At 72.1% G+C, this 12920-nt stretch carries 18 protein-coding genes; 15 read left to right on the top strand and 3 right to left on the bottom strand.

Features of this window, described 5'->3' with window-relative positions; all coding sequences use genetic code 11:
- The first annotated feature begins 33 nt into the window (after window positions 1-33).
- Window positions 34-198 (top strand): 50S ribosomal protein L33, encoded by a 165-nt coding sequence (rpmG, locus tag QFZ71_RS00295; RefSeq protein ID WP_307666212.1) that lies wholly within the window; start codon window positions 34-36, stop codon window positions 196-198.
- Between the two features lie 64 nt (window positions 199-262).
- The gene (locus tag QFZ71_RS00290; protein WP_307666211.1) at window positions 263-523 is read left to right on the top strand and encodes a type B 50S ribosomal protein L31; all 261 of its coding nucleotides are present in this window, start codon (window positions 263-265) and stop codon (window positions 521-523) included.
- Between the two features lie 314 nt (window positions 524-837).
- Here QFZ71_RS00290 and QFZ71_RS00285 read toward each other — a convergent pair whose 3' ends face one another.
- On the bottom strand, window positions 838-1338 hold the full coding sequence (locus tag QFZ71_RS00285; protein ID WP_307671296.1) for a tetratricopeptide repeat protein: 501 nt from the start codon (window positions 1336-1338) through the stop codon (window positions 838-840).
- 117 nt (window positions 1339-1455) lie between these two features.
- Here QFZ71_RS00285 and QFZ71_RS00280 point away from each other — a divergent pair, with 117 nt between their 5' ends.
- The 12 genes from QFZ71_RS00280 (at window position 1456) to lepB (ending at window position 10953) form a co-directional block, all read left to right on the top strand.
- Window positions 1456-2259 carry a VanZ family protein gene (locus QFZ71_RS00280; RefSeq protein ID WP_307666210.1) on the top strand — a complete coding sequence of 268 codons (804 nt, stop codon included), beginning with the start codon at window positions 1456-1458 and terminating at the stop codon, window positions 2257-2259.
- Between the two features lie 267 nt (window positions 2260-2526).
- On the top strand, window positions 2527-3321 hold the full coding sequence (locus QFZ71_RS00275; protein WP_307666209.1) for a DUF4389 domain-containing protein: 795 nt from the start codon (window positions 2527-2529) through the stop codon (window positions 3319-3321).
- Window positions 3322-3567: 246 nt separating this feature from the next.
- Window positions 3568-3729 carry a hypothetical protein gene (locus QFZ71_RS00270; protein ID WP_307666208.1) on the top strand — a complete coding sequence of 54 codons (162 nt, stop codon included), beginning with the start codon at window positions 3568-3570 and terminating at the stop codon, window positions 3727-3729.
- Window positions 3730-4015: 286 nt separating this feature from the next.
- Complete coding sequence (locus tag QFZ71_RS00265; RefSeq protein ID WP_307666207.1) at window positions 4016-4597, top strand: DinB family protein; 582 nt, start codon at window positions 4016-4018, stop codon at window positions 4595-4597.
- A gap of 40 nt (window positions 4598-4637) precedes the next feature.
- On the top strand, window positions 4638-5738 hold the full coding sequence (locus QFZ71_RS00260; RefSeq protein ID WP_307666206.1) for a winged helix DNA-binding domain-containing protein: 1101 nt from the start codon (window positions 4638-4640) through the stop codon (window positions 5736-5738).
- Between the two features lie 151 nt (window positions 5739-5889).
- A complete protein-coding gene (locus tag QFZ71_RS00255; RefSeq protein ID WP_307666205.1) occupies window positions 5890-6594 on the top strand; it encodes a DUF4230 domain-containing protein in 705 nt (234 codons plus the stop codon).
- A 440-nt stretch (window positions 6595-7034) separates the two neighbouring features.
- Entirely contained in the window at window positions 7035-7709 is a 675-nt protein-coding gene (locus QFZ71_RS00250; protein WP_307666204.1) for a TNT domain-containing protein, read from the top strand.
- Between the two features lie 4 nt (window positions 7710-7713).
- Window positions 7714-7947 (top strand): hypothetical protein, encoded by a 234-nt coding sequence (locus QFZ71_RS00245; RefSeq protein ID WP_307666203.1) that lies wholly within the window; start codon window positions 7714-7716, stop codon window positions 7945-7947.
- A 175-nt stretch (window positions 7948-8122) separates the two neighbouring features.
- Window positions 8123-9160, top strand: a complete 1038-nt coding sequence (locus QFZ71_RS00240) for an alpha/beta fold hydrolase (protein ID WP_307666202.1) — start codon at window positions 8123-8125, stop codon at window positions 9158-9160.
- A gap of 80 nt (window positions 9161-9240) precedes the next feature.
- Window positions 9241-9750, top strand: a complete 510-nt coding sequence (locus QFZ71_RS00235; RefSeq protein ID WP_307666201.1) for a DUF664 domain-containing protein — start codon at window positions 9241-9243, stop codon at window positions 9748-9750.
- A 117-nt stretch (window positions 9751-9867) separates the two neighbouring features.
- On the top strand, window positions 9868-10158 hold the full coding sequence (locus tag QFZ71_RS00230) for a hypothetical protein (protein WP_307666200.1): 291 nt from the start codon (window positions 9868-9870) through the stop codon (window positions 10156-10158).
- Between the two features lie 93 nt (window positions 10159-10251).
- On the top strand, window positions 10252-10953 hold the full coding sequence (lepB, locus tag QFZ71_RS00225) for a signal peptidase I (protein ID WP_307666199.1): 702 nt from the start codon (window positions 10252-10254) through the stop codon (window positions 10951-10953).
- 44 nt (window positions 10954-10997) lie between these two features.
- Here lepB and QFZ71_RS00220 read toward each other — a convergent pair whose 3' ends face one another.
- Both QFZ71_RS00220 and QFZ71_RS00215 read right to left on the bottom strand, forming a co-directional pair.
- A complete protein-coding gene (locus tag QFZ71_RS00220; protein WP_307666198.1) occupies window positions 10998-11432 on the bottom strand; it encodes a protein-tyrosine phosphatase family protein in 435 nt (144 codons plus the stop codon).
- A gap of 195 nt (window positions 11433-11627) precedes the next feature.
- Window positions 11628-11876: a DUF6296 family protein gene (locus tag QFZ71_RS00215; RefSeq protein ID WP_307671295.1), complete on the bottom strand. Its 249-nt coding sequence runs from the start codon at window positions 11874-11876 to the stop codon at window positions 11628-11630.
- A 179-nt stretch (window positions 11877-12055) separates the two neighbouring features.
- Here QFZ71_RS00215 and QFZ71_RS00210 point away from each other — a divergent pair, with 179 nt between their 5' ends.
- Window positions 12056-12883, top strand: a complete 828-nt coding sequence (locus tag QFZ71_RS00210; protein ID WP_307666197.1) for a PepSY domain-containing protein — start codon at window positions 12056-12058, stop codon at window positions 12881-12883.
- The last annotated feature ends 37 nt before the right edge of the window (window positions 12884-12920 follow it).

Raw genomic sequence — 12920 nt, 5'->3', positions numbered from 1 at the left:
GAGTGGGGTCGTACGAGACATCGGGAGGCGCTCATGGCGCGCAACGAGATCAGGCCCGTCGTCACCCTCCGGTCCACCGCCGGCACGGGCCGGAGCTACGCGACACGCAAGAACCGTCGCAACAACCCCGACCGGCTGGAGCTCCGCAAGTTCGACTCCTCCGCCGGTCGGCACGTCCTCTTCCGCGAGGTCCGCTGACCGCACGGAAGGCCCTGTCCCCCAGTACGTCATCGCCGGTCCGCGGTGAGGAAGGAACACCCCGATGAAGCCCCGTATCCACCCCGTGTCCCGTCCCGTCGTCTTCCGTGACCGCGCTGCCGGCGTCACCTTCCTCACCCGCTCGACCGCCGACGCCGGTGATCATGTGAGGGGGGAGGACGGCAACACGTACCCCGTCATCGACGTGGAGACCTCATCGGCGAGCCACCCGTTCTACACCGGCGGCCGCCAGGTGCTCGATACGGCGGGCCGTGTCGAGCGGTTCCACCGCCGCTACGGCGACGGCGTGAAGCCCGGCGACTGATCGGGCGCATCCCTGACCAGGGGGAGACGCCGGAATGCGCGTGCCGTGGATCACATCGGCCGCGTTTCCGGGAACGCTCCCAGGTGGTTTATTGTTCATCTATACGTGGGTGTGAGGGGGACAGTGTCCCCGGGCCTCGCCACACAGCCCATGGGGACGATCGCACCGCCGAAGCCCCATGGAGCCCCCCGCCGAGAGGCGACCGCCCTTCGCGCCCGCACACGAGCCGCCCCGGCTGGATTCCCCCGATCCGGCCGGGGCTTCCCCTTGTCCCGCCGTCGTTCCGCCGCGGGCGGTGCCCGGTTCCGGACGGCTCACACGGTCTCGTCGAGATCCTTGGCGTAGTGCTCGATCGCCCGCCGGTACCGCTGGACGGACGGGTCCTGACTGGTCGCCGCCGTCAGCTCCAGCAGCAGCCGCATCGCCTCGTGGTGTTCGTCCGTGTTGTACAGGGCCATCGCCAGGAACGTCCGCAGCGCGCCGTGGTCCGGGAACTCCTCGACCCCCCGGCGCAACGTCTCCACCGCCTGCCCGTACCGGCCGAGGGTCCGGTACGTACTGCCCAGCCCGAGCAACGCCCCCTGCCGGTCCTCCGCGGCGAGCCCCGGATTGCCCAGAGCGCGCTCGTAGTACGGAACCGCCTCCGACTCCAGGCCCAGCACGTCATGCACCCACGCCGTCCGGTAGGCCACCTCCGCGTCGTCCGGGTACGCGGCGGTCAGCGCGAGCAGCCGCTCGCGCGCCTCCTCCGGCCGGCCTGCCTCACGCAACCGGTCGGTCTCCTCCAGCAGGTCCCTCTTCTTGTCGGAGCGCATGTCCTCGTCGGTGGTCATGCGCACATCGTCTCAGGCGGACGCGGAGGGCCGGGCGAGTTTTCGCTCCACGGGCCGGCTTCGGGTGTGGTCCGGCCGGGCGGGGGGCATCCGTCGGCCATGACAGCAGAGGCGAATCCCCCCGCACGCCGGGGGACATGGGTGCGAGTACTGGTGCGCGGAGCCGTCCTGGTGGTGGCGATGCTGGGGCTGGTGGCGTTCTCCGTCCTGCTGGCCAAGGTGACGCTCACACCGTCACCGGCCTCCGAGGACCTCGTCACGTCGAACCTCCGCCCCGGCCGCTCGCTGCGCCAGTACGCGGAGGACTACACCTTCCTCGCCGCGTGCAAACAGGCGGGCGGAAATCTGCTGCTGGGCGTTCCGTTCGGGCTCCTGCTGCCGTTCTTCGTGCCGCGCCGCATGAGGATGATCCGCACGACACTGCTGGCGGCCGCCGTCATGGTCGTCGTCGAACTGATCCAGGGGGCCCTGGTCGCGGGGCGCGCCTTCGACATCGACGACGTCATCCTGAACACGGCGGGTGCGCTGCTCGGGTACTTCCTCCTCGGCCGCCGGATCAGCCACCGCTATTACACCTTCACCGAAGACACCGGCATTCCGGACGCTTCGGGGGAGCCGGTGGCCGAGCGGAGGGCCGGGCCGGAGCGTCGAGCCGCTGCCGGCACCGTGCGCGGGGCCGCCGCGAAGCCCGGTGCCGAACCGAAGCGCGGTCCGGCGGACGCCCGCACCGGAACCGGGCTGCGGGCGCGGCTGAAGCCGTCATCCGCGCCCGCGCGGGAGCGGGTCCCGGCGAAGGAGCGCCTCTCCCGCTTCCGGAAGTCCGCCGACCCGGCCGACGGCGGTCGGAGTACCACCGCGCCGAGGAGCGCCCGCACGCTGCTCGGCCGCATCCGCCGGGGCTGAGGAGGCCCATCGGAACGGCGTCCCGCAGGAGCGTCCCGGCGCGACGCCCCCTGGGCAGCGTCCCCGGAGCGGCGGAGAGACCACCCGCCGCACACGGCGGACCGGCCCCACGGCGGAGATCCGCGGCCCGTGCACGCCGAGGCCCGCCCGCAGCAGGCACGGCACCCGTTCGGGCCGTGCCGTTTGCGGGCGGGCCTTCGCGCACGCACGGTGGGGTCACGTCCCGCGCCCGGATGGCGTACGGGCCCCCTGCCGAGGAGGATCGACATGGCCGAGGCCGAAGGCCGGTGGAGCCCGGGGCGCACGGAGACGGACGCCGACGAGTTCAGGCCCCTCCTGGACATCGTCGAACCGCCACGTCAGCGGCGGCTGACCGTACTCCTGCGACTCCTGCTGCTGATCCCGCACTTCATCGTGCTGTTCTTCCTCCACATCGCGGCGTTCTTCACCGTGATCGTGGGCTGGTTCGCGGCCCTGGTGCTGGGCAGGCTGCCGGACCCCGTCTTCCGCTTCCTGGCCGGCGTCCTCGGCTACGACATGCGCGTATCCGCCTCCGACATGCTGCTGATCGACCGCTACCCGCCGTTCGCCCTGACCCCGCCGGCCGACTTTCCGGTGCGGATCGAGGCGCGCCCCACCGCGCTCAACCGGCTCGCGGTGCTGTTCCGCGTCTTCCTGATGATCCCGGCGGCGATCGTGCAGAGCCTCGCCGTGTACGGGTGGTGGGCCCTGGCCTTCGTCTGGTGGCTGATCACGCTGGTCCTCGGCCGGATGCCCCGGCCGCTGTTCGAAGCGACGACGGCCACCCTGCGCTACCGGATGCGGTTCACCGCGTACGTCATGATGCTCACCCCCGCCTACCCCAAGGGCCTGTTCGGCGACGACGGCCTCGCCGTCGCCCCGGAGACCTCGCGCTCCGCCACCCGCCCGCTGGTCCTGAGCAGCGCCGCGAAGTGGCTGGTGGTGCTGTTCCTGGTGCTGGGTCTGGCGGGGCACATCACCCCGTCCGTGACCGTCTCGACGACCGACGACGCCCCTGCCACCCGGCTTGTCGGCCCCTGAACGGCTGCCGCCCGTACCTCGCTGATCATCGGCCACGGCCGCTCCGAACACGAACGCTTGTGCATGCCCCGGCCGCCTGCACCCGGCAGGGCGCCTTGTTCTCCGACGGCATCCGCTGCCCCGTCCACGTCGGAGACCTGGCCGCCGCCCGGGGGGAGAGCGCCAGGCCCCGTACCGTCGGCGTCCACCACATCGCCGGACCGGACGCGTTGAGCCGCCACGAACCGGGTGAGTTCATCGCCCGTCGTGACGGATCTCGACCCCGCACAGCTGCCCAGCGGCCGCCGCTCCGATACGGGACTGCCCGGCGGGCCCGACGTACGACCCGACAGCCCCACCACGCAGCAGAAGCTGATCACCCAGCTCCGTGGCGCCCACGCGTTCATGAAACGAACGGCACGGAGCTGAGGCGACGTTGCCGACCAGCGGTCGGGCGGTCAACCGATCGTGTTGTGCCCGTCCTCTTCGGCACCAGCGGCGGCCGGCGCACGGCGCTGTCGCGGACGTGGGCATGGACCGGAGGGCCGCCGGCTGCCGGGAGAGGAGGAGGGGGCAGATGGCCGCCCCGGCCGCGCGGGCCCGCCGCAGGTCTTCGGCACGGAGCCGGTATGAGGCGGCGAATAGGCCACACCCTGGCCTATTCGCTTGCGAAGGTGGAGCCGTACCGCACAACGGGAACCACCGGAAGGACCCGATGACCATGACTGCCTCCACCGCCTCCACGTCCCCCGACCCCGAGCGCACCGACGTGCTCGCCGCCCTCGCCGCCGCGCGAGCCGCGCTGCTCGGCGCGGTCGAGGGGATCGACGACGAGCAGGCCGGCCGGGCCCCGACGGTCAGCGCGCTGTGTCTGGGAGGCCTCGTCAAGCACGTCGCCGCCATGGAGCAGAGCTGGCTGGACTTCGTCACCGAGGGCCCGTCCGCGATGGACTTCGCCCTCCCCGACGGCGTCACCTGGGACGACCTCGTGGCCGGCACGGCACGCGCGTACCCGCAATGGGCGATCGACCGGGAGAAGGAGTTCCGGATGCAGCCGGGTGAGACGCTGGCCGGAGTCCTCCGGACGTACGAAGACGTCGCCGCCCGCACCGAGAAGATCGTGCTCGCCGTGCCCGACCTCTCGGCGGCGCACCCGCTCCCCGAGGCGCCCTGGAACGAGCCCGGCGGCGAGTGGAGCGTACGGCGGGTGCTGGCCCACGTCGTCATCGAGACCGCCCAGCACGCCGGGCACGCGGACATCCTGCGCGAAACGCTCGACGGACGGCAGGCGACCTGAGAACGCGGGCATCGGGCTACCGAACGGAAGAGACGACACGGTGACCGTCCTCGACAGCCGGGCGCTCAACCGCGCCACGCTCGCCAGACAGCTGCTGCTCTACCGGTCCGGTCTGCCGGTCGCGGACGCGGTGGCCCACCTCTGCGGCCTACAGGCACAGGAACCGCAGGAGCCCTTCGTCGGGCTCTGGTCCCGGCTGGCCGGCTTCGATCCGGCCGTCCTCTCGGACCTGCTGACCGGGCGGCACGTCGTGCGCACCCATCTGATGCGCCGTACGGTCCACCTCGTGACCGCCGACGACGTCCTCGCCTGGCGGTCCCGCCACGACGCGATGCTGCGCCAACGCGTGCTCGGGGTCTACCGGGACGAGCTGAAAGACATCGACCTCGAAGAACTCGCCTCCGAAGCACGGGAGTTGATGGCGGACGGAGAGCCCCGTACGGCGGCCGAGATCGTGCGGGAGCTCGCCGGGCCCCGGCCCGGTCCGGGGCCCCGGTCGCTGGGCGAGATGGTGGTCGCGGCCCTCGTCCCGATGGCCCAGGCCCCGCCCCGCGGGCTGTGGCGGACGAAGGGCGGCGTGCGCAACGTCGCCCTCTCCTCCTGGCTCGGCCGCCCGGTCGACCCGCCCGCCCCCGACGGGACCGACCCGGTCGGCCGGGCCCTGGTCCGGCGGTATCTGGCCGCCCACGGGCCCGCCACCACGGCAGACCTGCGCGCCTGGTCCGGCCTGGCCGGGCTGCCCGGCGCGGTGGCCGCGGTCCGTGACGAACTGGTCCGCTTCCGCGACGAGCGGGGCCGGGAACTGCTCGACCTGCCCGACGCTCCACGCCCGGACCCGGACACCCCCGCCCCCGTGCGCTTTCTGCCCGCCTTCGACAACGCGATCCTCGGCTACCAGGACCGCGGCCGCATCATCGATGACCAGCACCGCGGCCTTTCGGTCGCCGGTGAGCGTGTGGTGCTGGTCGACGGCCGGGTGTCCGCCACCTGGCGGGTCACCGAAGGAGTGGTGAGCGTGGAGCCGTTGCGCGCCTTCTCCCGTACCGACCGCGCCGCCGTGGCCGACGAAGGCAGGGGGCTGGCGTCGTTCCTCTCCGACGGCGAGAGTGACCGGGTGCGGGTGGAGCCCTCACCCTGCTGAGCGGGCCCGTCGCCGGGGTATCGCCCCCGCGACCGGGGAGAGTCGGAGCGTCTGCCCGTCCGTACCGGAACAGGACCATTTTGTGGGGGAGTTCAGCCGTGAAAAGGAGAGAGACGGACTGAAGGCACCGGGTTCGGGTCAGACGCAGTCCATGACGCCCAGCGACGTAACCACAGAGCCCGCGCCGCACGGCGGCGGAAAACGTGACGCCCGCGCCTCCCGGCGGTGGCTGAAGACTCTCGGCATCGGCACGGCCGTACTGGCCCTGCTGTTCGCCGGCAGTCGGCTCAACCTGCTGCCGGAGATCGACGACTTCTTCGGTGAGGAGACCCACGACCGGTCGGGTCCCGCCGTGCTCAAGTCGATCCAGGACATGAGCGCGTACGAGGCCGCCTCGGGCAACTTCCAGGTGGTCGTCGACCTGGAGAAGGACGCCAAGTTCGTCCCCGACGCCCTGCGCGGCACCCGCACGCTGTTCGTCGGTGCCGGCACGGTCGACGCCTCCGTGGACCTCGGCAGGCTCACCGAGGACGGCGTCGTGGTGAACGAGGACCGTACCGAGGCCGAACTCCGCCTTCCTCGCGCCGTCCTGGGCAAGCCGGCCCTCGACCCCGACCGCTCGTACGCGGTGTCCAAGCAGCGGGGTCTGCTGGACCGGCTGGGCGACTTCTTCTCCGACAATCCCGGCAGTGAGCAGGCGGTCAACAAGCTCGCCGCCCAGCGCATCGCGGAGGCGGCGAGGGAGAGCGAGCTGACGGCCCGTGCCGAGAAGAACACCGCCGAGATGCTGAAGGGGCTGCTCGGCTCCCTCGGCTTCGAACGCGTCTCGGTCCGGTTCGCCGACGACCGGCGGTGATCGCTTCGAAGAGGCGGCAGGGCGCGGTGTGCGCGGCCGCCCGTCCGGGCACCGGGAAGCGGCGGCCCTGGCGAACCACGCTCGTGCCACGTTTCGCGCACGCGTCGCCGGGTGCGGTCCGGCGTGCTCCGGCGCCGCTCACGCCTGCGCACGCAACCCGCCCACCCGACAGGCCCGGTGAGCGCGGGTCGGTCCCGTACGCACCGCGGAGCGACGAAGGGCCACGGGGGCTCACCCGTCGCTGCGGCTGCGGCTTCGATCGAGCGGGGTGAGGACCCCGAGCTGTCGTCCTGCACGCCCCGGTCGCGCCTCACCGCGGTCGGGGCGTGCCGCTGGGCCCGATGGCCGGAAAGCGGCACGGTGCGAATCCTTCACGTGATCGAGCGGCTACTCTACGTCAGCTGTCCTGATCGATCGTCAGTCCCCCGGGAGACCCCTGAATGAACCGCGTCAGCACCGTACTCGCCGCGCTCGGCATCACCGCCGGACTGATCTCCGCCCCGGCGGCGAGCGCCGCACCGGCGTCCGCCCGGCCCGCGCCCGCCGCCGAACGCCACGAACCCTGCACCGGAAAGTTCCGCGGAGACGCCCGCCTCGGCCCCAAGTGGCTGCCCGGCAAGCGGCTCGCGCCGGTCGGCCCGCTCCTGAAGGGCTACCAGCGCACCGGCGACCTCACACCGCAGGACTTCCTCAAGAAGTACTGGGAAGGCCCCGCCGACACCGGCAGCTGGAAGTACCCGCCCAACGACGGATTCGCCGAGGTGAACGGCGAGGTCGACAAGGAGCCCGTCGAGCTCCGTACCGGCCAGCGCCTGGACCGTTTCGGCTCCGAGTACGGCGGCTACCTGGCCCCGGCGGGCGACGCCTACGCCGAACGTGCCCTTCCCCCGCAGAACCTCAACACCCGCGACGCCGACACCCCGTGCGACTACCGCGTCTACAAGGTCGCCAAGCCGTTCTGGGTCTGGCAGGGCGCCATCGCCCCCTGGTTCGAGCAGCCGGGCGGCGGTCAGCAGATCAAGCTCGACGCCGTCTTCCTGAATCCCGGCGAGGGGCAGCGGCTCAACGTGAAGTGGCTGCTGGACCACGCCTACCTGACGCCCGCGGGGGCGTAACCCCGTGGACCGCCGGGCCCTGCACACCGCACTCGTCGAGGCGCACATCCCCGGCGGCTACTACTGGATCGAGGGCGTCCATGAGCCCGCCCCCACCCCGACGGACTTCCTCTTCGTCCGGCGGGGTCCGGGCGACTGCTGGGAGACCGGGGCGTTCGAGCGCGGAACGTACGACGTCCTCACCCGCCACCCGGACGAGGCCGCCGCCTGCGCCCACCTGCTGAAGCTCCTCGTCTGAACCGCCTCGGACCACTGCTGAAGCTCCCGGTCCTCACCGCCTCGGACCCCGCTTTGCCGGATCGGCAAAAATCCTTGTCGGGCGGTGGCACCGGCCGAATGATCGTGACCGGGCGGTCCGGCCTCCACGCCGGTCCGCCCGCCGAACGTCACGACCGTCCGCCCCAGGAGGAGTTATGACCGAGCCCACGTCCGTACCCGCCCCGTCCACGGAGCGCGTCGCCTGCCCCTCCACCGTCCTCCCCGGCGCGACACACCGGACGGTCGACGTCCCCGGCGGCCGGATCCACTGCGTCGAGCAGGGCGAGGGACCACTCGTCCTGCTCGTCCACGGCTTCCCCGAGTCCTGGTACTCCTGGCGCCACCAACTCCCCGCCCTGGCGGCCGCCGGATACCGCGCCGCCGCCATCGACGTACGCGGCTACGGGCGCTCCTCCGCCCCCGCCGCCACCGACGCCTACCGCATGCTCGCCCACGTCGCCGACAACACCGCCGTCGTCCACGCCCTGGGCGAGGGGACCGCCACGATCGTGGGGCACGACTGGGGCTCGCCCATAGCCGCGAACAGCGCGCTGCTCCGGCCGGACGTCTTCACCGCGGTCGCCCTGCTCAGCGTCCCCTACGCCCCCCGCGGCGGTCCCCGCCCCACCGACGGCTTCGCGGGCATCGGCGGGGAGGAGGAGTTCTACGTCAGCTACTTCCAGACCCCCGGCCGGGCCGAGGCGGAGATCGAACCGGACGTACGGGGCTGGCTCGCCGGCTTCTACACGGGCCTCTCCGGCGACGCTCCGGCACGCGACGGCCATCCCGGTCCCTTCTTCGTACCGCAGGGCGCGCGCATGGCCGACCGGTTCCCCACCGGAGATCTGCCCGGCTGGCTCGACGAGCGCGACCTCGACTTCTACGCGGAGGAGTTCGAGCGCACCGGCCTGACCGGCGCGCTCAACCGGTACCGCAACGTCGACCGGGACTGGGAGGACCTCGCCGCCTGGGACGGAGCCCCGGTCACCCAGCCCTCGATCTTCATCGGCGGCGCCCTGGACGCCTCCACCACCTGGATGTCCGACGCCATCGACGCCTACTCGAGAACCCTCCCCGGCCTTTCCTCCTCCCACGTCCTCGACGGGTGCGGCCACTGGATCCAGCAGGAACGCCCCGACGAGGTCAACCGCCTGCTGACCGACTGGCTGCACGGACTGCGCCGAGGAGCGTGAGGCCGGCCCTCCGGCCTCACCGCAGGCCGTGCGGTGTGTCGCATCCCGGCGCAGCGGGCCTTCGGGGCCAGAGTGGGCGGATGAACACCGCAGGCATGCTGGCCGAAGCGTTCGACCGGATCGGGGAAGCGGTCCACGCCGCCGTCGAAGGACTCACACCCGGCGACCTCGACGCCCGCGTCGATCCGGGGGCCAACTCGATCTCCTGGCTCGTCTGGCATCTCACCCGCGTCCAGGACGACCACATCGCCGATGCCGCCGGAACCGAGCAGATCTGGCTCACCGAGGGCTGGGCCGACCGCTTCGCGCTCCCGTTCGACGCGTCGGCGACCGGCTACGGGCAGAGTGCCGACGAGGTCGCCGCCGTACGCGTGGACTCGGCCGACCTCCTCCTCGGCTACTTCGACGCCGTGCAGGAGCGGACCCTCGACTTCGTCGCGGGGCTGGAGGGCCACGCCCTGGACCGGATCGTCGACGAGAACTGGTCGCCCCCGGTGACGCTGGGCGTCCGGCTGATCAGCGTCGTCGCCGAGGACCTCCAGCACGCGGGCCAGGCCGCCTACGTGCGGGGAATGCTGGAACGCGCCTGAGGAAGCCGGTGCACGGACCGGCCCCTCGCGCAACCGTGCGTCGTCCGATCGGCGGTGCCATACTCGGAAGAAGTCAGCGGGCTGGCCAGGCTTGTCCTCGTCCGAGAGGTGACCGTCATGAACTGGGCATCGTGGACGACCAGCGGCGTCTACGCGGGAGCCGGCGGAGTACGCACCGAAGAAGCGGGCGTCCTCAGCGGCGACCTCACGGTCCACACCACCTGGTCCGACGGCCAGGCGTCGGTGGCCGTGCAGTACAGCGGCTCCTCGGACTGGTTCACGCTCACCGGCAGTCCGGTGCCGTGCCCTTCCGAGGAGGAGAGCCGCTCCTTCCACCAGAGTGTGGTCGACGCCGTGCGCGCCGGCGAGGGAGCGACCGTCCCGCCGGTCGGTGCGGAACCGGCATAGCGCCCTCCCCGGTGTGCGCCGCCCCCTAGAGTGGATCACCGGATCCGTCCCGCCAGGGACGGACGGGTGGTACGCGGGGCGAGGAGCGGTGCAATGGGGCGTGCGGGCACACGGCGGTCGAGAGTACGGAAGAATCGGCCGTTCTGGGTGGAGCTGCCGCTCCTCGTCGGACTCGCGCTGGTGCTGGCCCTCCTCATCAAGACGTTCCTGCTGCAGGCGTTCTCCATTCCCTCGGATTCCATGCAGAACACCCTGCAGCAGGGCGACCGGGTCCTCGTCGACAAACTGACCCCGTGGTTCGGGTCGGAGCCCGAGCGCGGTGAGGTGGTCGTCTTCCACGACCCTGCCGACTGGCTCGCGGGAGTGCCCGTGGACGAGCCCAACTCCGTGCAGAAGGTGCTGAGCTTCATCGGGGTGATGCCCTCCGCCGAGCAGAAGGACCTCATCAAGCGGGTCATCGGCGTCGCGGGCGACACCGTGGAGTGCGCGGGCGAAGGGCCGGTCAAGGTCAACGGCACCGCCCTGGACGAACCGTACGTCTTCCCCGGCAACACCCCGTGCAGCGACGACGAGGGCGGCCAGTTCAAGGTCACCGTGCCCGAGGGCAAGCTCTGGGTGATGGGGGACCACCGCCAGGCATCCGCCGACTTCCGCTACCACCAGGACGACCCCGGCAAGGGGATGGTCCCGGTGGACGAGGTCGTGGGCCGGGCCGTCGTCGTCGCGTGGCCGGTGGGCCGCTGGAGCACCCTTCCGGTCCCCGGGACCTTCAAGAACGTGCCGGGGCGGCCGTAGGGTCCAGCCCGTCCGGAGTCGCCGGACGGGCGGTGACGTGTCGGCTAGCGGGGCGCGAAGTTCCGTACATAACGGCGCTGCCAGGGCGTCTCCACCGCCCGCGGGTGGTAGCCGGCACGCACGAACGCCACCGCCTCGTGGGCCGGGACCCCGTCCAGGACGGCCAGGCAGGCCAGCGCCGTCCCGGTGCGGCCCATCCCGCCGCCGCAGGCCACCTCGACCCGATCGTCGGCGGCCCGGTCCCAGACCTCCCGGAGGACGTCGAGTGCCGCCGCCCGGTCCGCCGGGAGCCGGAAGTCCGGCCACCGCAGCCACCGGGACTCCCAGGCGACCGGGGGCGGGGTGCGGCCCAGCAGATGAACGGCGAAGTCCGGCACGGGCCCCGAGGGCAACGGACGGCGCAGGCCCCTGCCCCGTACCAGCCGTCCGGAAGGAAGGGCCAGGACGCCGGGGGCGGTGGCGTTCCAGTGTTCGGTCACGGTCCACAACCTAACGGCCCCGTACGCGGTTGTGGCGCCGTCGCCCCGGGGCAGCGGCGTCGGGCGGCGGCGGTGGCCGGAGAGGCGCCGGAGCCGGTCGCATCCGCGGCGTACGCACCGAAGGGCCCGGCGTCGATCGCCGCGCGGGTACGGGGACGGATCAGGCCGCCGACCAGATGCAGCGCCACGGCCCGGTCACGGGGTTTCCGGGGCGTCCTCGCCGAGCGGCCGGGCGAGCAGAGGGGCCCCCGGAGCCTGGTGGCCGCCGGTGGCGATCATGCGGACCTCGCCCCGGTCGCTGATCTCGGCGCGGACGATCCCGGTCTCGTCCTCGTACACCGGAAATCCGCCCGCCCCCAGCCGGTCGGTCATCCGGACGAGGACCACGTCGTCGGTGGCGCCGGACATCTGGAAGATGAGCTCGTAACGATCGGTGTGCACCATGTTTCCCATGACGGCCTCCCGGCCGGGTGCGAGAGAATACGGTTCTGCCGCCATTGTTTCGCACCCTGGTGCTCGCCGCCCGAGGAGCGACGGCCAACGGGCGGACCCGTCCGGTCGATCGGGTGACTCCGGCCGGTAGGACAACATGACGGGTGGGTTCGGGCGGTAGTCATGCGTGCATGAGACTTGAGCCCCGACGAACGAACAGTGCCTCTTCCCGTTCCCGCACCCTCAAGGCGGTCGGCGCCCTCTCCCTGGCCGCCGCCACGGCCGTCCTGATGACCGGATGCGGCCAGAGCTCGGACAGCGCCACGGGCGCGGCCACCTCCGAGGCCGCGAAGGTCGTCCCGCAGAAGCAGACGACCTCGCCCTCGGCCAGCGCCGAGCTCACGAAGGACCAGCAGGAGCGCAAGAAGGTGCTCGACGAGACGAAGGTCACCTTCGAGGACGCCGCCGGTACGGCCACCGGCGAGGTCGCCGGAGGCAAGCTGGTCGAGCTGGACCTGGAGGGCGTGGACGACGACAACGGGCAGAGCCCCAGCCCGTCCGGCTCCGGCAGCCCCACGGGCTCGGCGAGTCCCTCGGGCTCGGCGGAACCGTCCGGCTCCGCCAGCCCGAGCGGAAGCGGCTCGCCCAGCGCGAGCGCCGCCGCCGAGGGACCGGTCTGGGTCGCGGAGGTCGCGGAGAAGGACGGCACGATCCACACCGTCCGGATCAACGCGGTCGACGGCAAGGTGATCGAAGCCCGTGTCGACGCGGACCAGGACGCCGACGACAAGAAGCAGACGGCCGACCTGCTCGCGCAGGCCACCCAGACACCGCAACAGGCCGCCAAGGTCGCCACCGAGAAGAAGAAGGGGACGGTCACCTCCGTCAGTCTCGACGACAACGACGGCAAGGGCGTCATCTGGAAGGTCGACGTGGTCGGCTCCGACTGGAAGAAGACGACCTTCGACGTGGACGCCAAGAACGACACCATCGTCCGCGAGGAGAGCGACGAGGACTGATCACCGCCCGTCCGATCCGCGAAGGGGCACACCGGAG

Origin of the sequence: Streptomyces sp. V2I9, from assembly GCF_030817475.1 — a bacterium.
Taxonomy (GTDB): Bacteria; Actinomycetota; Actinomycetes; order Streptomycetales; family Streptomycetaceae; genus Streptomyces.
This window is presented reverse-complemented; position numbering and strand designations above follow the sequence as displayed.

Coding starts and splice junctions, on each gene's coding strand:
- rpmG (WP_307666212.1), top strand. CDS start 34: ATGGCGCGCAACGAGATCAGGCCCGTCGTCACCCTCCGGTCCACCGCC.
- QFZ71_RS00290 (WP_307666211.1), top strand. CDS start 263: ATGAAGCCCCGTATCCACCCCGTGTCCCGTCCCGTCGTCTTCCGTGAC.
- QFZ71_RS00285 (WP_307671296.1), bottom strand. CDS start 1,338: ATGCGCTCCGACAAGAAGAGGGACCTGCTGGAGGAGACCGACCGGTTG.
- QFZ71_RS00280 (WP_307666210.1), top strand. CDS start 1,456: ATGACAGCAGAGGCGAATCCCCCCGCACGCCGGGGGACATGGGTGCGA.
- QFZ71_RS00275 (WP_307666209.1), top strand. CDS start 2,527: ATGGCCGAGGCCGAAGGCCGGTGGAGCCCGGGGCGCACGGAGACGGAC.
- QFZ71_RS00265 (WP_307666207.1), top strand. CDS start 4,016: ATGACCATGACTGCCTCCACCGCCTCCACGTCCCCCGACCCCGAGCGC.
- QFZ71_RS00255 (WP_307666205.1), top strand. CDS start 5,890: ATGACGCCCAGCGACGTAACCACAGAGCCCGCGCCGCACGGCGGCGGA.
- QFZ71_RS00250 (WP_307666204.1), top strand. CDS start 7,035: ATGAACCGCGTCAGCACCGTACTCGCCGCGCTCGGCATCACCGCCGGA.
- QFZ71_RS00240 (WP_307666202.1), top strand. CDS start 8,123: ATGACCGAGCCCACGTCCGTACCCGCCCCGTCCACGGAGCGCGTCGCC.
- QFZ71_RS00235 (WP_307666201.1), top strand. CDS start 9,241: ATGAACACCGCAGGCATGCTGGCCGAAGCGTTCGACCGGATCGGGGAA.
- QFZ71_RS00230 (WP_307666200.1), top strand. CDS start 9,868: ATGAACTGGGCATCGTGGACGACCAGCGGCGTCTACGCGGGAGCCGGC.
- lepB (WP_307666199.1), top strand. CDS start 10,252: ATGGGGCGTGCGGGCACACGGCGGTCGAGAGTACGGAAGAATCGGCCG.
- QFZ71_RS00215 (WP_307671295.1), bottom strand. CDS start 11,876: ATGGTGCACACCGATCGTTACGAGCTCATCTTCCAGATGTCCGGCGCC.
- QFZ71_RS00210 (WP_307666197.1), top strand. CDS start 12,056: ATGAGACTTGAGCCCCGACGAACGAACAGTGCCTCTTCCCGTTCCCGC.